This is a genomic window from Ruegeria sp. CG11 (assembly GCF_056537245.1).
On record NZ_JBQFRE010000001.1, the window covers coordinates 749,347 to 770,414 of the forward strand.

At 55.4% G+C, this 21,068-nt stretch carries 16 protein-coding genes and 2 pseudogenes; 12 read left to right on the top strand and 6 right to left on the bottom strand.

Annotated elements, in window-relative coordinates:
• Positions 1-27: 27 nt before the first annotated feature.
• From bhcC to ACR0KW_RS03715, 3 genes are all read left to right on the top strand, one after another.
• A complete protein-coding gene (gene bhcC, locus ACR0KW_RS03705) occupies positions 28-1,191 on the top strand; it encodes a 3-hydroxy-D-aspartate aldolase BhcC (protein WP_480803787.1) in 1,164 nt (387 codons plus the stop codon).
• A gap of 110 nt (positions 1,192-1,301) precedes the next feature.
• Positions 1,302-2,267 (top strand): iminosuccinate reductase BhcD, encoded by a 966-nt coding sequence (gene bhcD, locus ACR0KW_RS03710; protein ID WP_480803788.1) that lies wholly within the window; start codon positions 1,302-1,304, stop codon positions 2,265-2,267.
• A 360-nt stretch (positions 2,268-2,627) separates the two neighbouring features.
• A complete protein-coding gene (locus ACR0KW_RS03715; RefSeq protein WP_480803789.1) occupies positions 2,628-2,777 on the top strand; it encodes a hypothetical protein in 150 nt (49 codons plus the stop codon).
• Between the two features lie 279 nt (positions 2,778-3,056).
• Here the strand turns inward: ACR0KW_RS03715 and ACR0KW_RS03720 are convergent.
• The 3 genes and pseudogenes from ACR0KW_RS03720 to puuE all read right to left on the bottom strand — a co-directional run bounded on the left by ACR0KW_RS03720 (position 3,057) and on the right by puuE (position 6,063).
• A pseudogene (locus ACR0KW_RS03720) lies at positions 3,057-4,114 on the bottom strand (uracil-xanthine permease family protein).
• Positions 4,115-4,168: 54 nt separating this feature from the next.
• Positions 4,169-4,654 (bottom strand): ureidoglycolate lyase, encoded by a 486-nt coding sequence (locus tag ACR0KW_RS03725; RefSeq protein ID WP_480803790.1) that lies wholly within the window; start codon positions 4,652-4,654, stop codon positions 4,169-4,171.
• A complete protein-coding gene (gene puuE, locus ACR0KW_RS03730; RefSeq protein WP_480803791.1) occupies positions 4,651-6,063 on the bottom strand; it encodes an allantoinase PuuE in 1,413 nt (470 codons plus the stop codon). Before puuE ends, ACR0KW_RS03725 begins: the two co-directional genes overlap by 4 nt.
• A 147-nt stretch (positions 6,064-6,210) precedes the next feature.
• Between puuE and uraH the strand changes: the two genes are divergently transcribed.
• Positions 6,211-6,564 (top strand): hydroxyisourate hydrolase, encoded by a 354-nt coding sequence (gene uraH, locus ACR0KW_RS03735; protein ID WP_170325580.1) that lies wholly within the window; start codon positions 6,211-6,213, stop codon positions 6,562-6,564.
• Here the strand turns inward: uraH and ACR0KW_RS03740 are convergent.
• Positions 6,561-7,490 carry a LysR family transcriptional regulator gene (locus tag ACR0KW_RS03740; protein ID WP_480803792.1) on the bottom strand — a complete coding sequence of 310 codons (930 nt, stop codon included), beginning with the start codon at positions 7,488-7,490 and terminating at the stop codon, positions 6,561-6,563. The two genes, uraH and ACR0KW_RS03740, sit on opposite strands and share 4 nt — an antisense overlap.
• Positions 7,491-7,591: 101 nt before the next feature.
• Here ACR0KW_RS03740 and ACR0KW_RS03745 point away from each other — a divergent pair, with 101 nt between their 5' ends.
• Positions 7,592-8,824, top strand: a complete 1,233-nt coding sequence (locus ACR0KW_RS03745) for a urate hydroxylase PuuD (RefSeq protein WP_480803793.1) — start codon at positions 7,592-7,594, stop codon at positions 8,822-8,824.
• A 60-nt stretch (positions 8,825-8,884) separates the two neighbouring features.
• Here ACR0KW_RS03745 and ACR0KW_RS03750 read toward each other — a convergent pair whose 3' ends face one another.
• Positions 8,885-9,793 carry a LysR family transcriptional regulator gene (locus ACR0KW_RS03750; protein ID WP_480803794.1) on the bottom strand — a complete coding sequence of 303 codons (909 nt, stop codon included), beginning with the start codon at positions 9,791-9,793 and terminating at the stop codon, positions 8,885-8,887.
• A 155-nt stretch (positions 9,794-9,948) separates the two neighbouring features.
• Here ACR0KW_RS03750 and xdhA point away from each other — a divergent pair, with 155 nt between their 5' ends.
• The 7 genes and pseudogenes from xdhA to ACR0KW_RS03785 all read left to right on the top strand — a co-directional run bounded on the left by xdhA (position 9,949) and on the right by ACR0KW_RS03785 (position 19,233).
• Complete coding sequence (xdhA, locus tag ACR0KW_RS03755) at positions 9,949-11,412, top strand: xanthine dehydrogenase small subunit (RefSeq protein ID WP_480803795.1); 1,464 nt, start codon at positions 9,949-9,951, stop codon at positions 11,410-11,412.
• Positions 11,413-11,427: 15 nt separating this feature from the next.
• On the top strand, positions 11,428-13,746 hold the full coding sequence (xdhB, locus tag ACR0KW_RS03760) for a xanthine dehydrogenase molybdopterin binding subunit (protein WP_480803796.1): 2,319 nt from the start codon (positions 11,428-11,430) through the stop codon (positions 13,744-13,746).
• Positions 13,747-13,749: 3 nt separating this feature from the next.
• Positions 13,750-14,628: a xanthine dehydrogenase accessory protein XdhC gene (xdhC, locus tag ACR0KW_RS03765; RefSeq protein ID WP_480803797.1), complete on the top strand. Its 879-nt coding sequence runs from the start codon at positions 13,750-13,752 to the stop codon at positions 14,626-14,628.
• Positions 14,629-14,671: 43 nt separating this feature from the next.
• Entirely contained in the window at positions 14,672-16,273 is a 1,602-nt protein-coding gene (locus ACR0KW_RS03770) for a xanthine/uracil/vitamin C permease (RefSeq protein ID WP_480803798.1), read from the top strand.
• A 62-nt stretch (positions 16,274-16,335) separates the two neighbouring features.
• Positions 16,336-17,679 (top strand): guanine deaminase, encoded by a 1,344-nt coding sequence (gene guaD, locus ACR0KW_RS03775; RefSeq protein ID WP_480803799.1) that lies wholly within the window; start codon positions 16,336-16,338, stop codon positions 17,677-17,679.
• A 311-nt stretch (positions 17,680-17,990) separates the two neighbouring features.
• Positions 17,991-18,915, top strand: a pseudogene (locus ACR0KW_RS03780) (extracellular solute-binding protein); the annotation flags it as partial.
• A gap of 81 nt (positions 18,916-18,996) precedes the next feature.
• The gene (locus ACR0KW_RS03785; protein WP_480803800.1) at positions 18,997-19,233 is read left to right on the top strand and encodes a hypothetical protein; all 237 of its coding nucleotides are present in this window, start codon (positions 18,997-18,999) and stop codon (positions 19,231-19,233) included.
• A gap of 272 nt (positions 19,234-19,505) precedes the next feature.
• On the opposite strand, the gene ACR0KW_RS03790 is transcribed toward ACR0KW_RS03785, so the two are convergent.
• Positions 19,506-20,690, bottom strand: a complete 1,185-nt coding sequence (locus ACR0KW_RS03790; RefSeq protein ID WP_480803801.1) for an aminotransferase class I/II-fold pyridoxal phosphate-dependent enzyme — start codon at positions 20,688-20,690, stop codon at positions 19,506-19,508.
• Between the last annotated feature and the right edge of the window lie 378 nt (positions 20,691-21,068).

Below are 21,068 nucleotides of genomic sequence, written 5' to 3' on the forward strand. Positions count from 1 at the left end.
CATCAATCCCGACATAGGAAGACGGAAATGAAAGATATGACCAATCTCGACCAATTCGAAGTAGGCTATGACATTCCGGCCAAGCCCGGAATGGATGAAGCAGATATCCAGACCCCCAGCCTGGTACTGGATCTCGACGCGCTGGAGCGCAACATCAAGAAGATGGGCGATTATGCAAAGGCGCATGGTATGCGGCACCGCGTGCACGGGAAAATGCACAAGTCGGTGGACGTAGCGAAGCTGCAGGAACAAATCGGTGGTGCCGTCGGCGTCTGCTGTCAGAAGGTTTCCGAAGCGGAAGTCTTCGTTCGCGGTGGCATCAAGGACGTTCTGGTGTCAAACCAAGTGCGTGACCCTGCCAAAATCGACCGCCTTGCAAGCCTGCCGAAGCTGGGCAGTCGTATTATCGTGTGTGTCGATGATGTGGACAATGTCGCGGATCTTTCGGGCGCGGCAGTCGATCACGGCACTCAGTTGGAGGTCTTCGTCGAAATCGACTGCGGTGCAGGACGTTGCGGCGTAACCACGACACCGGAAGTGATCGAAATCGCCAAAGCTGTGGAAGCTGCCGAAAACCTGAAATTCACCGGCATCCAAGCTTATCAGGGGGCGATGCAGCACCTCGACAGCTACGAAGCGCGTAAGGAAAAACTCGATACAGCTATCGCGATGGTAAAAGATGCCGTTGAAGGTCTTAAAGCTGAAGGCATTGAATGCGAGCTGGTCTCGGGCGGAGGCACCGGTTCCTACTACTTCGAGTCCAACTCGGGCGTGTACAACGAACTGCAGTGCGGGTCCTATGCTTTCATGGACGCTGATTACGGCCGCATCCTGGACAAGGATGGCAACCGGATCGACCAAGGCGAATGGGAAAATGCCTTCTTCATCCTGACCAGTGTCATGAGCCACGCCAAGGACGACAAGGCCATCGTCGATGCAGGCCTCAAGGCGCAATCGGTGGACAGTGGTCTGCCAGTCGTCTTTGGGCGCGACGATGTCGAATACATCAAATGCTCGGACGAGCACGGCGTCGTCATGGACCAGAACGGGGTGCTGAAAGTAAACGACAAGCTCAAGCTTGTTCCTGGCCACTGCGATCCGACCGCAAACGTGCACGATTGGTATGTCGGCGTCCGCAACGGCAAGGTCGAATGCGTTTGGCCCGTTTCCGCCCGCGGCCGCGCCTATTGAGCTGGCCAATACAATGCAGGAAAGTCCGGCTCAGACGTAGCCGGGTAGCCGCCCGTGTGCACGCCCTTCGGGAAAGCACGCGGGCGCACGAATTCTGAACGGAGAAACACATGTTGATCGTACCCGAGCGTGAAATCGCTGACCTCATGACCCGCGAAGCGGCCTTTGATGCCGTGGAAAAGGTCTTTGCTGCAATGGCGTCCAACGACGCCTACAATTTTCCCGTCGTGCGCGAAGCCATCGGACATGAAGATGCACTGTACGGTTTCAAAGGCGGGTTTGACCGCGCGGGGCTGACGCTTGGCCTGAAGGCGGGGGGCTACTGGCCGAATAACTTGGAAAAACGCGGGCTGATCAATCACCAGTCTACCGTGTTTCTTTTCGACCCGGACACTGGCAAGCCTTCGGCAATGGTTGGTGGCAACCTTCTGACAGCCCTACGCACAGCTGCGGCCTCTTCCGTATCAATCAAACATCTCGCTCGCTCGGATGCCAAGGTAATCGGCATGATCGGCGCTGGACACCAGGCAGCCTTTCAGCTGCGTGCGGCGTTGGAACAGCGCGTTTTTGAAAAAGTCATCGGCTGGAATTATCACCCTGAGATGCTGCCCAATATTGAGAAAGTTGCCAATGAAGCCGGTGTTCCTTTTGAAGCCGTCGAGCTTGATGGCATGACTGATGCGGATGTGATCATCACGATCACCTCGGCATTTGCGCCGTCACTGATGGCGGAACATGTCAGCCCCGGAACCCATGTCGCCTGCATGGGGACAGACACCAAGGGAAAACAAGAGGTCGCGGCGGCCCTGCTGGTCAACGCGAAAGTCTTCACGGACGAAGTCGCACAATCCATCACCATCGGCGAAGCACAACACGCCGTCGCTCAGGGCTTGATCGAAGAAAGTGACGTGTCTCAGCTTGGCGCTGTCATCAATGGTACAAACCCGGGCCGGACATCGGATGATCAGATCACGCTGTTTGATGGCACCGGGGTGGGTCTTCAGGACCTTGCGGTTGCCGCATCGGTAGTTGATCTCGCCGTTCAGAAAGGGATCGCGATCGAGGTCGATATCTGAGGATCAATGAAGGTAACCTGTCATTGCGACTTGTCGGTGTTCGCCTTCCCAATGCAATGTTCATAGCGACAGGCGGAGGGGATATCGGCCTGTCGGCTTTGTCAGGTTACATTCTTCTTTTGAATTCCTTTTCGACGAAAACTTGAAACTCAAGCCTACCCTTGCCCCTTCGAATTTCGAAGCTGACGGAGTGGTGCCGCTAGAGCGTTTTGCAATGGTTCTTCAATGGGCGCGTGCCTCTCAATTAACATCCCATGACAGACCTTGGCGCGAACGCAGAGCTTGGATTCAACAATCTCACCGATGTCGATTGAGGTCGGCGGGGCGATTCCGGAGAAGCAAGTATACCGGGTGTGCCGAATGGGCATTCTGGAATTTCGTGACGATTACCATAGTGGCGCAATTGCTGTTGCCGCGACCCATAGCGCTTCACAAATTGCCGACAATATTTCCGAATGGTTTCGCAGATTGTGGCAATTGGCGCTGGCTCGGTGGGTCGCGCGGTTCTGACGTTGCCCACCAAAATGGTTTTTCCTTTATAGAACACGGCTGAGCTCAACCACTCGGGTGTTCTTCACCAAAAAGCGAAAAACTTGCACCAGATCGTTTGATCCTCGCCCAGGCAGCCGCAGACTTGGCATTGGAAAAAAGGTTGAATGGGCGCGCAAATACTCTGGTCTATGCCAATTCGCATGCGGTAGGGGCTTCCCGGCTTGCTTTGAAAGGCGGCGCGCAGTTGCTCAACGCCATTTTGTTCGGTGGTGACACTAAGCGTTTCACCTACCCCCATCAGACGTGATTGTCATGTCCGATGGACCCCAGGCCCTGACCTGCCATTCCGACAGAAACTTCTTCTGTCGCTTCGTCCGAAAGTTCCTCAGGAAGAACCAGGTTTAGGGTAATTGCAACTATCACCATGTTGCGTCGGTTCTAGTTCACGTCCGACAGCATCGAGACACCAGCCGCAACCACCATACCGAACACCACGATCACGCCCCCGCCAAGAACCTCGATCGGGATGGACGAGATAATCGCACCGATTTTGAGAATTAGGCCGCACACGATCAGGAACAGTGCACCGCTGGTAACGAGCATACGGCTCGTAATCCCAGTCATAGCAATCTGACCAACGTTCTGACTGAACGACGTGTTCGGAAATGCGCCAAATAGGCCGGATATCGCGGTGCCAATACCATCGGCATAAGTCGCACCCTTATTCTCCTTGTCGGTCGCCTCACGTCCGGCACCGCCTTTGGTGATGCCGGATACGCCCCCTACAGTTTCGACGACCGAAACAAAGGACATCGCGCAGAAACCGATGATGGCCACGACTGAGAACTCAATACCAAAATGCAGTGGGTTCGGAAGCGCGAACGGTGCGGCGCTGCCAACATTATCTAATGTTTACTTGGCCAAGTACAAATGCAACCGCGAATCCGACCAACAGGCCGATCAGAACCGCCGACGACCACGCCGCCCACCAAGACGGCAATGGCATCAACGCCCTTTCCGACCACAAAAGGGAGCATGATCGGGATGAAGGCAAACGACGCTCCTTGAACGATGGGCTGCCGGACACCAACGGGGCCCACACCAATGGATTGGAGCAATATTGCGACGCCTGCAATGAACATCGACATCTGAATCATTTAGATCATCTGCGGAAAATCGGGACTGTTCGAACCGAACCCAAACCCAGCCGCGCCGCACACGATAATGGCTGACGTGGCGTTGGAAACGAACATCGCCAGCACATGCTGAATTCCCAATTGCACCGCTTTAATGAGTGGTGGCTAAAAATTCGGATCGCGAAGCTGTTCCGACGTTCCGATGGATACATCTGTCATTGTGTCTTTCCGCCCTTGAGATTCGTCGACCGGCTCCTCTTCCGGCAACGTTTCTCATTCCGTGATAGCAAAGGCCTCCTCGAACCAATGTTCTTCGAGGTTGGGTCCGGTTCCTATTCGATCCACCACCGCAAAAAGCCCGGGAGCATGAAGTGGAGTTAGCACCCCATGCCAAGTGTTGCGGTGATAATTCACACCCTGCCCGGGCCCAGTTTTGAAGGCGATGGGTTGCCCCGGCGTCCCGTCTTCGTCGGGTGCCACAACCACAACAAAGGGTTTGTCCGACAAAGGCAGGAACGCCTGACTGCCATCCGGGTGGCGCTCGACCATTTCCAGTTTGATTGGAAGCCTGAAAGCTTCGGACTGAAACACGCTGATACCAGCGCGCCCGCCGTGGAAATCCAGAACGGCACGATCATGATACCGCGCGCACTTACCCTGATTGATATATTTGTCCACGTCGCCAGCCACTTCGATGACATCACCAAAAGGCGCAAAGGCCTCGGACGTCAGTGGGCGGAGCTTCAAATGCGCCGTCATGCAGCGAACTTTTCAATCAAACGCAGTTCAGCGATCCGTTCGACCTGACGGCACGCCTCGGCAAATTCTGTGTCCCGGTCACTGTCAATGCGGCGGTGAAAGGCTTCAAGTACGCTGGCCTTGGTGTTGTCTTTGACGGCAATGATGAAAGGAAAGCCAAACTTGGTTGTATATGCCTGGTTCAACCCCGTGAATGTAGCGCGCTCTTCGTCTGTCAGCATGTCCAGACCGGCGCCGGCCTGTTCAGCCGTGCTTTCCTTGGTCAAGCGACCAGCCGCGGCCAGCTTACCTGCCAGGTCCGGGTGCGCAGTCAAAACACCTAAACGTTGCTCTGGAGTAGCCGACCGGAACACTCTCGCCAGCGCACTGTGAACGCCAGCGGCATTGTCATGAGTCGGCCCCAGTTCCAGACCGAACGCACCTTCCGCAATCCACGGGCTATGCTCAAATATCCCGCCGAATTCGGAAACAAATGTTGACTGATCCATTTCGGAAGGGGTCAGACGTAGCATTGGTGGGTGCTCCTTAGCCCAGTGATCAGCGATCTGTTCGCGCGTGGCGAACCAGACACCGTCGTGATTTTTGAAATGTTCCAGCGCCCGCTTCAGCGCCATCGCGCGACCCGGACGACCAATCAACCTGCAATGCAGGCCAATCGACAACATTTTAGGCGTCCCGGCCTCGCCTTCGGCATACAGCAAGTCGAAGCTGTCTTTCAGATAGCTCTCGAACTGGTCGCCATTGGTGTAACCCGCCTGGATCGCAAAGCGCATATCATTGCAGTCCATCGTGTAGGGCACAATTAATTGATCCTTGCCGCCAGCCTTTGTCCAATAAGGCAGATCGTCGGCATAGCTGTCGGCGATATAGGCGAAATCACCTTCTTCAGCCGCCAGATTGATAGTGCTCATCGAGCAGCGCCCGGTGTACCAACCGCGCGGAGGCCGTCCCGTAACCTCGGTATGTAAGCGGATCGCTTCACGAATCTGGGCCCGCTCTTCTTCCGGGCCCATGTCCTTGTGTTCGATCCATTTAAGGCCATGGCTGGCAATCTCCCACCCGGCTTGTGTCATCGCCGAAACTTGCTGCGGTGCGCGCGCCAAGGCAGTTGCAACGCCGTAAACTGTTACAGGCAGGTCTTTTAAAAGGTGATGCACCCGCCAAAATCCGGCTCGGCTGCCATACTCGTAAATGGACTCCATATTCCAATGCCTTTGCCCCGGCCACGGGGCGGCGCCTGTAATTTCAGACAAAAACGCCTCAGAGGCAGCGTCACCGTGCAACACGTTGTTTTCGCCACCTTCTTCGTAGTTCAAAACGATCTGAACTGCGATCTTCGCCCCGTTCGGCCAGTTCGCCGTCGGTATGTCCTGACCATAGCCGGTCATGTCTCTTGGATAACGCGTCAAGTCACTTTCCTCTTTCTTGAAATGATGGATAACCCAGATAATCGGCGATGTTTTTCAAAAAATATGCGAAGGAGCCTTTGGGCAGACTGCCTTTGCCTCCTGTGACAAAATCAGACTAAAAACTTGAAAGCTTGAGGAGAGGCGCAAATGACCGGTTATCTTACAACGCATGTGCTGGATACGGCTCGTGGGTTGCCCGCCGAAGGATTGAAAATCGAACTGTTCCGTATTGAAGGCACAGATCGCACGTTGCTGAAGACTCTTTTCACAAACGATGATGGTCGTACCAACGAGCAGATACTGCCCGAAGCCGAATTTTCACTGGGCGAATACGAGCTGATCTTCTACGCCGGAGAATACCTCGATGCCTCTGGCACCCCGCCAGAAGACCCTCGTTTTCTGGATGTGATTCCAATACGCTTCGGGATGTCCGAGCATTCGCACTACCACGTCCCACTGCTACTCTCGCCCTTCGGTTACTCCACCTATCGCGGTAGCTAAACAACCGAGCGAGACGTATTTGTCGCGGCAATCGTTGATCCAATGCGTTCTATAATGAACTCCATGAAAAGTCGCGTTTTGGGGTCCTGCATCCGGCGGTGCGTAAACAGGCAGGCCATCTGAATTGGTTCCGGCGGTGTTTTTACTGCCACCGGAACCAAAGTTCCGGCCCCGAGATGCTGAGCAACCTCAAATATCGGTTTTAGGGCGATACCATGACCAGCAAGAGCCCAATCAGTCAGCACGTCGCCGTCATCTGACTCGTAGCGTCCTGAAACGCGAAACCGTTTTGGTCCTGTGTCTGTTCTCAACAGCCACTGGAATTCGGTCGCACCAGGAAAGCGCAAACTAAGACATTCATGCGCATCTGCAATGATGTCGTCACCGCTTGCGGGCATCCCTCGTTTTTTGATGTATTTCGGAGATGCACATAGAACCCTCTCGACATCAGCTATTTTTCGGATGCGTAAATTGCTGTCCTCAGGCTGACCCAAAAAAAAGGCCAGATCCAGACCTTCGGTCGTCAGATCCACCTTTCGATCAGTCAGCCGCAGTCGAACGTTAACCTCCGGGTATTCAGCAAGAAACTTTGGCACTTGGGGCGCGATCAATCGCCTACCAACACCCAATGGTGCCGCAACATAGAGTGAGCCTTTCAAGTTCTCTGTAATGTTGACAATTTGAGCTTCGGCCCTTTCGACCGCTTCAAGGATTTCAGCCGCCCCCCCATAGAAAGATTTTCCTTGCTCTGTAGGAGTGAGGCTGCGCGTAGTGCGCTGAAACAATCGCACACCAAGGTGCTCTTCGAGTTGTGAAATTCGCGCCGAGGTTACTGCCGGAGAGACCCGCAAATCACGACCTGCGGCAGACATACTGCCCAGTTCATAGACCCGGACAAAGGTTCTGATGTTATCAAGGTAAGACATTTTTCTGCATTTTTTGATACTGCTTGGTCTTTGCCAGCAATACCAGAATAAAACGGCCTCGCCTAGAGTGCTTGGAACTATAGAATCTAAGGAGCAAAGCCATGTATGACTTGGCCGTTATATGGGAGTGGATCGCTTTTTCCGTCCGCTGGCTACATGTGATCACCGCGATGGCCTGGATTGGGGCATCATTCTACTTTATCGCGCTTGACCTCATGTTGAATCCGAACCCCGCCCTGCCGGATGGGGCCTACGGCGAAGAATGGGAAGTGCATGGCGGCGGGTTCTACCACACCGTCAAATATCTTGTGGCGCCCGCCCGGATGCCTGAGCACCTTACCTGGCACAAATGGCAGAGCTATACGACATGGCTCTCTGGCGCCGCGTTGCTTATGATCATCTACTGGGTTGGCGGCGAGCTATTCCTGCTCGATCCAACCAAAGTAGACCTCGCGCTGTGGCAGGGTATCCTGATCTCTGGCGGTTCACTGACCATCGGTTGGTTGCTCTACGATCAGATGTGCAAATCGAAACTGAGCGATCACCCGACCGTTCTGATGCTGCTATTGTTCGTGATCCTTGTGATCATGTCCTGGGGCTACAACCAGATATTCACCGGTCGTGCCGCGCTTTTGCATCTTGGTGCGTTCACCGCGACGATCATGACCGCCAATGTGTTCTTCCAGATCATGCCCAACCAACGCATCGTGGTGGAAGACCTGAAGGCGGGTCGGACGCCCGACGCCAAATATGGGAAGATCGCCAAGGTACGCTCTACGCACAACAACTACCTGACCCTGCCGGTCGTGTTCCTGATGCTGTCGAACCACTACCCGCTGGCCTTCGGAACAGAGTACTCGTGGATCATTGCCAGCCTTATCTTCCTGACAGGCGTGACCATCCGGCACTACTTCAACACGATGCACGCAACCGGAAAGGGCCCACACTGGACCTGGGGAGTCACCGTAATTCTCATGGTTGTGATCGCTTGGCTTTCTTCGGTCAGAACAGGCGAAACATGGGAAGACGCAGAAGCACGGGCGCTGACGCCCTACGAACAGAAATATGCGTCGGCTACCGGCTTCGAGGAAGCTTACGACACTGTTCTTGGCAATTGCTCCATGTGCCATGCGCGTGAGCCTGTTTATGGCACTATGAAATGGGCCCCGAAAAAGGTTTACCTTGAAACACCCGGTGACGTAGCCCGCCAGGCCGACCAGATTTACCTGCAAGCCGGGATCAGCCACGCAATGCCGCCTCCATCGGCAGTTCAAATGGATGAAGAGGCGCGCCAGACAATCATCGCTTGGGTGCGTGAGGTTCGGGATCAATAGACGCGAGCCAAAATGGTGACCGCTGGGAAACTGGGCTTATACGCCCAGTTTTTATGCTTCTTATGACTCAGCAAAAAATCGTTTGCTGTGCTGCGCTATATGTTCGACGAACAGACGAATCTTGGGGTCCTGAAGCTTTTTGTGCGGGTAAAGACATCCAAAAATCGTTGGTAACGGCGGCGTCTTGGGCAGAACTTCGACCAACCGGCCATCCTCAAGATACTCCCGAACGTCGAAGCGCGGCTTGTTGACGATCCCTCTACCCGCCAATGCCCAATCAGTCAGCACATCACCGTCGTCTGCGTCGTACTTACCCCGGACTTCGAGTTTTCGCGGGCCCATGTCGGTGAGGAGCGTCCAGAAGTATTCGGGTGATCTGGGATAACGCAGCAACAGACAGTTGTGAGGGGTGTGCAGCAGGTCATCCGGTGTCGCGGGTACACCGAATTGCGACAGGTACTCCGGTGAGGCGCACAGAACGCGATCGCAATCCGCAAATTTCCGCAGTTTCATAGTGGAGTCTCCAGGCTCCCCTATGAAGAAAGCGATATCCAGGCCGTCCGCCATGATGTCCACCTTGCGGTCAGACAGGCGCATGCGAATCTCTGTTTCCGGGTAGCGATCCGAGAATTCCGGAACCAGTGGTGCAACAATTCTCCGCCCGACCCCCAGCGGCGCGGTAATGCGGATTGCCCCTCGGGGGGCATCTGAAAAACTGGCTACACGCGCTTCGGCATGATCGAGCGCCAGCAGAACCGCCTTGGCCTCATCGTAAAAGACCGTTCCCACCTCGGTTGGTGTCATCGATCGGGTCGTTCTGTTGAAAAGCCGCACTCCCAAATGGTTCTCCAGCTCTTTCAAACGTTTGCTGGCCACCGCAGGTGTTAACCGCAGGTCCCGTCCTCCGGACGTTATGCTGCCCAGCTCCATTACTCTGACAAAGACCCGCAGGCTTTCGATGTATGACATTTAGTCCTCCCACTACGGAAAGACTGCGTCATAGCCCTTTCTTTTTCAACGTTTCGTTGAAAGTATTTGCTGTTTCCGGCAATTTTCAGACTCAATCGTTGCTTCTATGGTCCCCCCGATCACCCACCGGAAGGCAGGGGTATAGGGAGAAGACCATGACGCATCGCACCGACATCCAGTTTGTCCTTAATGGCAGGGATGTGTCCGTTCCAAGCGTCGCAGCAGATCAGACACTTCTGGATTTCCTGCGTTTGGAACGTCGACTGACAGGAACGAAAGAAGGCTGCGCCGAGGGCGATTGCGGTGCATGTACCGTACTTGTCGGCCGGCTTGGCGACGGGGGTTTGACTTATGTTCCGGTCAACGCGTGTATCCGGTTTCTTGCCTCCGTCGATGGCTGTCATGTCGTGACGGTGGAACACCTGTCTGGCCCGGACGGTCGTCTACATCCGGTTCAGCAGGCGATGATCGATCATCATGGCAGCCAGTGCGGGTTCTGCACACCCGGTTTCATCATGGCACTATACGCGCTTTGGATGCAAACCCCCGAGCCGACCGAAGCGCAGGTCGAAACCGCGCTGCAGGGCAACCTGTGCCGCTGCACCGGATATGAACCGATAATCCGGGCAGCCGTTGCCGTAAGCCGCTATGGCACCCCAGCATCGGACCACCTGAACACCGAGCGCGAAACCATGACGGCACGTCTGGCTGCCCTCAATGATGGAAGGCGTGTGGTGTCCGGAGCAGAGGACAACCTGAGCATTATCCCGTCCAGTGTTGATGATCTTGCCGAGTGTCTGCAGACCTATCCCAATGCCACGATCGTGGCCGGGGCCACGGATGTGGGTCTTTGGGTTACCAAATTCTTGCGCAACATCGGGCCAGCCATTTTCACTGGTCATCTAGAAGATCTCAAATCGGTCAAGAAACAGGGTTCCCTCCTCCTGATCGGTGCTGGCGCCAGCTACACCGATTGCCAGGAACTTCTGTCCGAGCACTTGCCACACCTGTCCTCCTATTGGGATCGCATCGCAGGGTGGCAGGTGCGGAATATGGGAACCGTCGGCGGGAACATCGCCAACGGGTCCCCCATAGGGGATACGCCGCCGGTTCTTATTGCCCTTGGTGCGGAAATCACCCTGCGGCGCGGCACCGAATGCCGGACGCTGCCGTTGAATGAATTCTTCATCGACTACGGCAAGCAAGACCGCCAGCCTGATGAGTTTGTAGCAAGCATCCATGTCCCCCTGCCGGGGCCCAACGATCTGGACGCGGCATACAAGATTTCCAAGCGTCGTGATGAAGACATCTCTTCCGTGGCTGCCGGTATCCACATGACGGTTGCCGACGGAGCCATCAGCAACGCCCGCATCGCATTCGGCGGCATGGCCGCCACTCCCAAGCGCGCAACTGCCGCCGAAGCGGCACTAAACGGCAACCCATGGACGCGTGAAAGTTTTGAAGCGGCGGCTCTGGCGCTGACCGAGGACTACAAACCTCTGACAGATTGGCGAGCGTCTTCCGACTACCGAATGCTCACCGCACAAAACCTGCTGCGCCGGTTCTTCCTTGAAAACGACGCTCAGACCGACACCCCCGTTCAATTGGCTTCTGCCTAATAGGGAGACGAAAAGATGAAAGATAACGTTTCCATCATTGGGGCGGCCCACACCAACGTGAACCACGACAGCGCGATCAAGCATGTCACAGGACGGGCTGATTACACTGACGACATTGCTCAGCCCGAAGGCACCTTGCACGCATACCTTGGTGTGTCCGACGTCGCGCATGCCAAACTGATGGGCATCGACTTCACTGAAGTGCTGGCCACGCCCGGGGTCGTGGGTGTCCTGACCGCTGACGATGTACCGGGGGCCAATGACATCAGCCCAACACACCTGAACGACGAACCGGTTTTCCCGACTGACGCTATTCAGTTTCACGGACAGCCTCTGTTTGCTGTGGTTGCCGAAACCCGCGACATCGCGCGCCGCGCTGCGGAATTAGCGAAGATTGAATACGAAACACTGCCCCATGCGCTGGACCCGATCGCCGCGCTGGAAGCCGGATACCCGCATGTCACAGCACCGCTCAAGCTTGAGCGCGGAGACGTTGCCCCAGCACAGGCGACCGCACCGAACCGGATCAAAGGCCGGATGAATGTCGGCGGTCAGGATCACATGTACCTCGAAGGTCACATCGCCTTTGCCATTCCGGGCGAAGACGATGATGTCGTCGTACATTGCTCGACTCAGCACCCGTCTGAGGCGCAGCATATGGTGGCCCATGTTCTTGGGGTGCCCTCCAACGCCGTTGTGGTCAATGTGCGCCGCATGGGCGGCGGATTTGGCGGCAAAGAAAGCCAGATGAACCTCTTCTGCGCTGTCGCCGCCATGGCTGCCAAAAAGTGGAACCGCGCCGTGAAAATCCGCCCTGACCGGGATCAGGACATGACGGCAACCGGCAAACGCCATGACTTTGTGATCGATTATGATGTTGCCTTTGACGACGATGGCCGCATTCAGGCCGTTGAAGGCAGCTTTGCTGCGCGCTGCGGGTTTTCGGCAGACCTGTCGGGGCCCGTGACCGACCGCGCGCTTTTCCATGCGGACAACGCCTATTTCTATCCGAATGTGCGCCTGAACAGCCATCCGATGAAAACCAACACAGTGTCGAATACCGCGTTCCGCGGGTTCGGGGGGCCGCAAGGCGTGATCGCCGCAGAGCGGATGATCGAAGAGATTGCCTATGCCACGGGTCAGGACCCGCTGGATGTGCGCAAGGCCAATTTCTACGGCACCACGGACCGCAACATAACTCCGTATCATCAGGAGGTCGAAGACAGCATTCTCGACCGGTTGGTCGGAGAGCTGGAAGAGACGTCCGAATACCGCAAGCGCCGTCGGGACATCATTGAGTTCAACAAGACATCGCCGATCCTGAAAAAAGGCATCGCGCTTACACCCGTCAAGTTCGGCATCTCCTTTACGGCGACCTGGTACAATCAGGCCGGTGCGCTGGTTCATGTTTACAACGACGGCTCGATCCACCTGAACCACGGCGGTACCGAAATGGGGCAAGGCCTCAACACCAAGGTTGCGCAGGTCGTGGCCGAGGCGTTTCAGGTCGACTTCAGCCGGATCAAGATTACCAAAACGACGACCGAGAAGGTTCCCAACACGTCAGCCACTGCGGCCTCCAGCGGAACTGATCTGAATGGCATGGCGGCATTGAACGCGGTCGAACAAATTAAAGAACGCCTGGTGAAATTCGCGGCTGAGAACTGGGAGGTCGCCCCTGAGGAAGTAGCCTTCCTCGCCAACCAAGTGCATATCGGCCAAGAGGTTCTGCCCTTCGACGCGTTCATCAAGCAAGCCTACTTGGCGCGTGTGCAATTGTCGGCAGCCGGGTTCTACAAAACACCGAAAATCCACTGGGATCGGGCCAAGGGACAAGGCCGCCCGTTTTACTATTACGCCTATGGTGCGTCGTGCTCGGAAGTGACGATCGACACCCTTACCGGCGAGTACCGGGTAGAGCGCACGGATGTTTTGCACGACGTCGGGCGCTCGCTGAACCCCGTACTCGACAAGGGTCAGGTCGAAGGCGCCTTTATTCAGGGCATGGGATGGCTCACCACTGAAGAGCTTTGGTGGGATAATGCGGGCCGCCTGCGCACTCACGCTCCGTCGACATACAAGATCCCTCTGGCGTCCGACCGTCCGCGCATCTTCAACGTGAACCTTGCCGATTGGTCGGAAAACCGCGAGTTGACCATCAAACGGTCCAAGGCCGTTGGCGAGCCACCTTTCATGCTGGGGATTTCGGTGTTCGAGGCCCTGTCGATGGCCGTGGCTGCCGTCGCCGACTACCGTGAATGCCCGCTCCTTGACGCCCCGGCCACTCCCGAGCGTGTGCTGATGGCTGTCGCACGGCTGCAAGAAGGTTCCTGAGCCATGGCCACCCCGGGTTCCCTGAACGAATTTCTGTCCGCTCAGCGTCGCGTTATCCGCGTTGCGCTTACCCGCGTGCGCGGATCTTCTCCGCGCAACGAGGGGACAGAGATGTTCGTGGCTCCAAAGGCACTTTGGGGAACCATTGGTGGTGGCCAATTGGAGTTCATCGCTATCAATGCCGCCCGGGACATGCTGCGTGACGGCACGCTGCACCAGGATTTGGATGTTCCGCTTGGCCCTGAAATCGGGCAATGCTGCGGTGGGCGCGTTGAGTTGAAACTGACCCGTATGCGGGTGTCAGACAAATGGGCTGCAACAGAACGTGCGACCCGGCGCGAGGAAGCGTTGCCGCATGTATACGTCATGGGCGCAGGTCACGTCGGACGTGCGCTGGCCAATCAGTTTCAGCACCTGCCGGTACGCTGCATCCTCGTCGACACGCGGGCTGACGAAGTCGACCTTTGCACGGCAAATGTCGAAACCCGAGTAAGCGCAATTCCAGAAGCCGAGATATGGAGTGCCCCTGAAGGCAGCGCATTTATTGTTCTGACCCATGATCATGGCCTGGACTTCCTGCTGACGTCTGCCGCACTGGAACGTCAGGACGCCGCTTATGTGGGGATGATCGGATCCGCCACCAAGCGGGTAAAGCTCAGAAACTGGGCGCACAAAAACTGTGACGGACAGTCTATCGAACACTTGAATTGCCCCATTGGGGCAAGCGGTAGCCGCGACAAGCGGCCCAGCGTCATCGCCGCCTTCGTGGTGGCGGAAGTGATGGCTGAATTGACCTCTGAAACTGCCGCGACCGCCCTGACCGGGGCAAACCAAGCGCCCCTCGAGGGCCACCATCGCGACCGGAAAGGGAGAACGGCCTGACATCTGTCGGGCAATTCCGGTCAAATCAGAGGAGGAGACCGTCATGGACGGGAGGACCTATGAATACAAGCTGTTTACCCGCAGCGATTTTAGCGCTTTCTGGGCGCTATTTACCGATAACCTCGTAAACTTGCTGATCCTTTCCGGGGTCTGCCAGTTCGTGTTTCAGATGCCCGCAGAAATCGTCTTTGGCCGCATTGTCCCCGGTGCAGCCATTGCGATTTTAGCGGGCGTAGCTGTCTACACCTACCTCGCCAAATGGGCGGCAACCGCTCAAGGTAAAGACGTAACCGCATTGCCCTACGGCATCTCGACGCCAGTTATGTTTGTCTACCTGTTTGGCGTGATCGGGCCTATCTACTGGGCGACCAACGACCCGATGCTTGCATGGCAAGTGGGCATCGGTGCCGGGTTCATGGGTGGTATCGTTGCTGCTCTGGGTTCCGTGGTCGGACCATACCTCAAGCGGATCACTCCACGCGCCGGGATGCTGGGTACGCTTTGCGGTATTGCACTGGTCTTTATCGGTTCCGTACCGCTGGCGGAAGTTTTTGAAAACCCAATCATCGGCTTTACGTCGCTGCTGTTTATTCTTTGGGGCCTGATCGGTCGTTTCCGCCTCCCGCGCAATGTACCTGCAGGTCTTGTCGCGATTGCTGCCGGTACCGTGATCGCCCTTCTATTAGGTGAGTCCAAAATCGACGTGAGCGGCATCGGATTCTATCCGCCGGTCCCTTACATCGGTGACCTCATCGCGGGTGTACAGTATTTGTTCGCTAACCCCGAACTGTTTCTGGTGCTGATCCCTGTGCAGATCTACAACTTCATCGAAACGATGAACAATGTGGAATCGGCCGAAGCGGCAGGTGACCATTACCCTGTTGGACTTTGCCAGGTAACGGACGGTGCAGGCACAATGCTGGGCGCGCTCTTTGGCTCGCCTTTCCCAACGACCGTTTACATCGGCCACCCGGCCTACAAACGGCTTAATGCTCACGCTGGATACATCGTTGGTGTGGCTGTCGTAATTGCTGCGGCTGCTTTCCTCGGCTTCCTGTCTTTCCTTGCAGGCCTGATCCCGATTGCCGCCGCCGCACCAGTATTGGTCTTTGTCTCAGTGAGCCTGATTACCAATACGGCCTGGGCTGTAAAGCCGATGCACATGGCAGCGGTGTCCTTCGCAATCCTTCCCCACATTTCGGCTTTCCTGATGGTCAAATGGGGTTCGTTAATGAATGCGCTGCGCAGTACCGGTGTCGAAGGTTTACCTGCTCTGGGTGATGAGGGTCTGACTGCGGCCCTTCTCATGGAAGGTGCCCACTACGAAGGACACCTTGCCCTAAGCCAAGGTGCAATCATCACGGGTTTGATTTGGGGTGCCATTGTTGCCGATGTGATCGACGGTCGCTTCCGGATGGCAGGGGCGTTTGCTGTCGCAGGCGGGCTGATGTCTGCCGTCGGGATCATTCACTCTTACACGCTGCAGATGCCGCAATTCGACGGGATCACAATCGGCTACCTGATCGTAGGCGCGTTCCTCTACATCTACCCGGTGCTCGCACCGAAAGAGGACCTCGAGCACCGCGTCATCGTACCGGATGAGCCTGATCTCATCGACGACGACTCGCCTGCGCAACAGGCCTGATCCACAAAGGGGCAGCCGCTGGGCTGCCCCCACCCTTCCCTTTCGTACAATCGAGACGCTTCATGACACAGAGATTGCTTCGCGGTCGCCTGCTGACCTTTCATCGCGAACCGCTAAACGGCGAAGATTCCGACGCATACACTTATCTTGAAGACGGCGCATTGCTGATCCGAGACGGGATCATTCAGGATACCGGCCCCTTCACCGAGATCAGTGCAAAAGCTGGGGATGTGCCGATCACAGACCATCGTCCGCACCTGATGATGGCAGGCTTTATCGACACACACGTTCATTTCCCGCAGGTTCAGGTGATCGCCTCCTGGGGGGCACAGTTGTTGGACTGGCTCAACAACTACACGTTCCCGGAAGAAACCCGGTTCGCCTCGGACGAACACAGCGCGCTTATGGCGCGCGCTTTCTACGATCAGCTCATCTCGCACGGTACGACGACCGCAGTTGCGTATTGCTCGGTCCACAAGACTTCGGCGGATGCCTTCTTTACGGAGGCCACAAGGCGCAACATGCGCATGCTCGGCGGCAAAGTCCTGATGGACCGCAATGCGCCCGAAGACCTGCTGGACACACCACAAACCGGATACGATGATACCAAGGATCTGATCAGAGACTGGCATGGCAAGGGCCGAAACGGCTATGTTATTACACCTCGATTTGCGATCACTTCCACACCCGAACAAATGGCGATGGCACAAGCGCTTGCGCAGGAACATCCGGACTGTCACATCCAAACTCATCTATCAGAGAACAAAGATGAGATCGCCTATACTATCCAGTTGTATCCGCAGGCCCGGGACTATCTGGACGTCTACCAGTCTTATGGGTTGCTGGGACAAAAAACACTGCTTGGGCACTCCATCCACTTGGAGAAGCGTGAGATTGATGCGCTTGCAGAAACTGGCGCCCATCCGGTGTTTTGTCCAACTTCGAACCTGTTCCTTGGTAGCGGCCTCTTTGATCATGGTGGTCTGAGCGCGCGCGGTATCTCGAATGGTATAGCCACCGATATTGGGGCAGGAACCAGTTACTCGATGCTTCAAACCCTCAACGAAGGTTACAAGATTTTGCAGTTACAAGGTTTGGCACTGCATCCGCTACAAGCATTCCATTGGGCAACTCTTGGCAATGCATGTGTTCTGGGGCTGGAAGACAAAATCGGAACTCTGGACCCCGGCACTGAGGCCGACGTTGTTGTTCTGAATGCGCGCAGTACCCCCGCCATGGCCCTGCGCATGGATCGCATTGCCAGTCTTGCAGAAGAATTATTTGTTTTGCAGATGATGGGCGATGATCGCGCTATCGGAGAAGTGTATATTTCGGGAGCGCCAAGCGCCGAATTCCGAGGTAGTGAATTGAACAAGAGCACCGCAAGTACCCTGACACTGACGTGACATGTCGTACGCGACCTTACTCTGGTAAACGTGCAGGTCACGGCAAAAATTGATCCTGGTGCATCGACAAAGGGCATGTCACTCCGTAATTTCACTGGCTACACTTTTACGTCTCCGGGCGGTTGATCTCTGGCGGGAAAGATCCCTCGGTTCGGCAACTGCCTGGTACAGCACTTTAGTTGCCGGTACACGAACCTGCGCCTTACGTTCACGTTGACTGTCTGGAGCAGAATCTTGCCTCAGGGTGCCTAATTGCATCGGTGCTATCCGTTGAATTCGAACCAGTCTCAGTTAGGCCAATAGGGCTGTCCTTTATCCAAGCCTCGGAACCATTCGCTGGCATGGAAATCAACGTCCTGTCCGAAGGCATTCCAACGCACTCGTATGAATCCGAGATGCTGTCAAAGGCGTTCGAAGATATCACCGGGATCAAGGTCAACCACCAGATCCTCGGCGAGGGCGAAGTGGTTCAGGCCGTTCAAACCCAGCTGCAGACTGGCCGGAACCTTTATGACGGCTACGTCAATGACAGCGACCTGATCGGCACGCACTCGCGCCTGCAATTGGCCTATCCGCTGACCGACACGATGGCATGCGACTGGGCGGCGACAACCTCGCCAACGCTGGATCTGGATGACTTTATGGGAATCCAGTTCACAACCGGATCGGACGGTAACCTCTACCAATTGCCGGATCAGCAGTTCGCGAACCTCTATTGGTTCCGCAAGGACTGATTCGATGATCCTGAGTTGCAGGTGCAATTTAAGGAAAACTACGGCTACGATCTCGGCGTTCCGGTCAACTGGTCGGCTTACGAGGGCATCGCTGAGTTCTTCGCCAACGAGGTAAAGGAAATCGACGGCGCTCGCATCTACAGCCATATGGACTATGGTAAACGCGCCTGACCTGGGCTGGCGTATGACCGACGCGTGGCTGTCGATGGCCGGTGCAGCCTCCGTGGGTGAGCTGAACGGTGTTCCAATTGATGAATGGGGCATCCGCATGGAAGCCGGTTCCTGTAACCCTGCTGGCGCCAGCGTGTCGCGTGGAGGTGCCGCCATTGGCCCGGCTGCGGTTTAGGCGATCAGGAAGTGGGATGAGTGGTTGCGGGCCTATACCCCTCCCGATGCGGCATCTTATGACTGTTACCAGTTGCTGCCGGCGCTGAGCCTAGGCAACGTTGCCCAGCAAATCTTCCGGTACACAGCCTTCACCGCCGACATAGTGAAGCCGAAATGCAGCAAGAAAGTACTGGGCCTCCTTCATCAGTAGTCGGCTCAGTAAATCACCCCCAACATCAAATGTTTGAGAATCCAAATGGTCAAAAACTTGACCTTCATCGCTACTTTTATGCTCGCTCTGAGCTCCACCGCTTTACATGCTGAAAATGACGATGATGGCATGTTTGCCAAGGATGTCGGAGCCATGGTTGGCTTGGCAGAGGCATGTGAAATTATGCCCTCTGATATTCTCACTGCGGTCGAGACTGATGTCTCAAAGCAATTTCCACAAGAGGTTGAGGCGACCAAAGTTGTTGGAAAATGGCGACGGTAAGGGACAAAGGTCTTTGCGACAGAGCGCCCGAAATACTTCAGGACTTTGATGAGTACATTTCCAATAGAGGCTAAAATCCAGGCAAGCAGATACAACACTCCTGTCTTAAGCGGCCCAATCCAGCCTTCCGCAGCTGAGTCAAAATGCTGCGTCGCGGCACGTCAAAGGAGACATTCGCTGCGTTAGTATGATTTAGCGTCGCGCGAACTCACACATCGCGAACTAAGCTGTCATTTAATCGTGAGGCATATAACTCGATCGGACGCCGGCTCTCATTCCAACATTTGGTTCGCGGTCGCCTGAAATGCAGGCATTGCGTTTTCTATCATTTCGTCAGTAGCAGTAAGGCAAATACGAAAATCCGTTGGCCGGTCGAAAACTGTTCCTGGCATCACGTAAACGCCACGCTTTTGAAGACATTCAGCAAAGGTATCGCTATCACCGCCCGGGGCCCGCCCCCATAGATAAAAGGTGCCTTCTGGCCTCGTCATCCTGTATCCCCATCGGCCCAAAGCACCAAGCATACGTTCACGTCGGCGAGCCAGGGCCGCAATGTCGATTGAGACATTTTCAAGATCCGGCAGCGCATAGATCAATGGAGCATCCGGGACATTCCAACCATCCGCCATCTGCACGGCAAACCTCAGATTTTGAAGCTCTCTTCGTTCCGCCGCAGGCAAGGTTGGAGAGATCGCGAGGTAACCAAGGCGCAGACCGGGTGCGAGAAGAATTTTCCCATAGGAATAGTCGATCAGAGTGTGTGGATAGACAGCGGCCGGTGTCGTAAAGCCAATACCGTCAAACCGAATACGGCGATAGGGTTCGTCAGATAATATCCAAATTCGATGACCGATCTCAGCTGATTTAGCCTCGAGCAGGTCGGCGAGTTTTTGCAGATCAGAACGCGAGTAAATGCGACCTGTCGGGTTGTGAGGCGTATTAACAACCACGATCTTCGTACGCGGGGTAATGGCCTTGGCAATAGCCTCCAGATCAAAGTCAAAACTGTCTGGATCCAAAGGCACCTGCACTTCTTTGGCGTCGGCAGCGGCTAACATTGGACCATAGCAGAACCATCCCGGCAGCGGCACGATGCATTCGTCCCCGGGCTCAAGAAGCATGGTGAAACACATCTTGATGGCCCCAAAGGCGCCTTTGGTCAGCGCGATGTCTTCCGCCTCAAACGGAAGCCCCAACTCTTGGGACAAAGCGTCTGCCAGAAACGCGCACGGGTCCGCTTCGTTAGTCTTATACGCGAACCAGTCCACACTCTGAGGTTCGGCGTGTGTCTTCAACGCATCGACGACACTGGGCAAAGGCATTTCGTGCGGATTGCCAAACGTGAAATCCGCGACAGCTGGCGTTTCCTTCACCGCGGCATTGTAGGTTGTAAAGAAGGCTTCGACTTTTTGGATGGAATGCGCAGCAGTGTTTGCACGGCGAGCAGTCATGGACATTGAACTCTCCTAATAAGATGTCGGCCCTGCGATCACAGAACGAAAATTGTATTGTCGAACAGAATATAGATACCCGATCCACGGCATTTTGCAGCCTTTTTCACAATTTGACTTATGCAACGTCAAAGCCCACGCCGTGAAACTACTTCCATATTTGTCTAGGAACCGGCATCCATATCAGTGAACGCCAACGGCTATTGCCAGGCAAAATTGGCATCATCGCTTCGACAAACTGGAACAGCAAAACTCCAACTATTCGAATACAGCCAGGTAAATTATGTTAGGCTGAAGGATGAATTCATCAATTCCAATGAGTCATAGAACACAATTGTGAAATTCACTTCGGATAGTCCTCCTGTTGCAATTGTCGCGGTACAA

Coding starts and splice junctions, on each gene's coding strand:
- bhcD (WP_480803788.1), top strand. CDS start 1,302: ATGTTGATCGTACCCGAGCGTGAAATCGCTGACCTCATGACCCGCGAA.
- xdhB (WP_480803796.1), top strand. CDS start 11,428: ATGAAAGATAACGTTTCCATCATTGGGGCGGCCCACACCAACGTGAAC.
- uraH (WP_170325580.1), top strand. CDS start 6,211: ATGACCGGTTATCTTACAACGCATGTGCTGGATACGGCTCGTGGGTTG.
- xdhC (WP_480803797.1), top strand. CDS start 13,750: ATGGCCACCCCGGGTTCCCTGAACGAATTTCTGTCCGCTCAGCGTCGC.
- bhcC (WP_480803787.1), top strand. CDS start 28: ATGAAAGATATGACCAATCTCGACCAATTCGAAGTAGGCTATGACATT.
- ACR0KW_RS03770 (WP_480803798.1), top strand. CDS start 14,672: ATGGACGGGAGGACCTATGAATACAAGCTGTTTACCCGCAGCGATTTT.
- ACR0KW_RS03715 (WP_480803789.1), top strand. CDS start 2,628: ATGGGCATTCTGGAATTTCGTGACGATTACCATAGTGGCGCAATTGCT.
- xdhA (WP_480803795.1), top strand. CDS start 9,949: ATGACGCATCGCACCGACATCCAGTTTGTCCTTAATGGCAGGGATGTG.
- ACR0KW_RS03740 (WP_480803792.1), bottom strand. CDS start 7,490: ATGTCTTACCTTGATAACATCAGAACCTTTGTCCGGGTCTATGAACTG.
- guaD (WP_480803799.1), top strand. CDS start 16,336: ATGACACAGAGATTGCTTCGCGGTCGCCTGCTGACCTTTCATCGCGAA.
- ACR0KW_RS03725 (WP_480803790.1), bottom strand. CDS start 4,654: ATGACGGCGCATTTGAAGCTCCGCCCACTGACGTCCGAGGCCTTTGCG.
- ACR0KW_RS03750 (WP_480803794.1), bottom strand. CDS start 9,793: ATGTCATACATCGAAAGCCTGCGGGTCTTTGTCAGAGTAATGGAGCTG.
- ACR0KW_RS03790 (WP_480803801.1), bottom strand. CDS start 20,690: ATGTCCATGACTGCTCGCCGTGCAAACACTGCTGCGCATTCCATCCAA.
- ACR0KW_RS03785 (WP_480803800.1), top strand. CDS start 18,997: ATGGTCAAAAACTTGACCTTCATCGCTACTTTTATGCTCGCTCTGAGC.
- ACR0KW_RS03745 (WP_480803793.1), top strand. CDS start 7,592: ATGTATGACTTGGCCGTTATATGGGAGTGGATCGCTTTTTCCGTCCGC.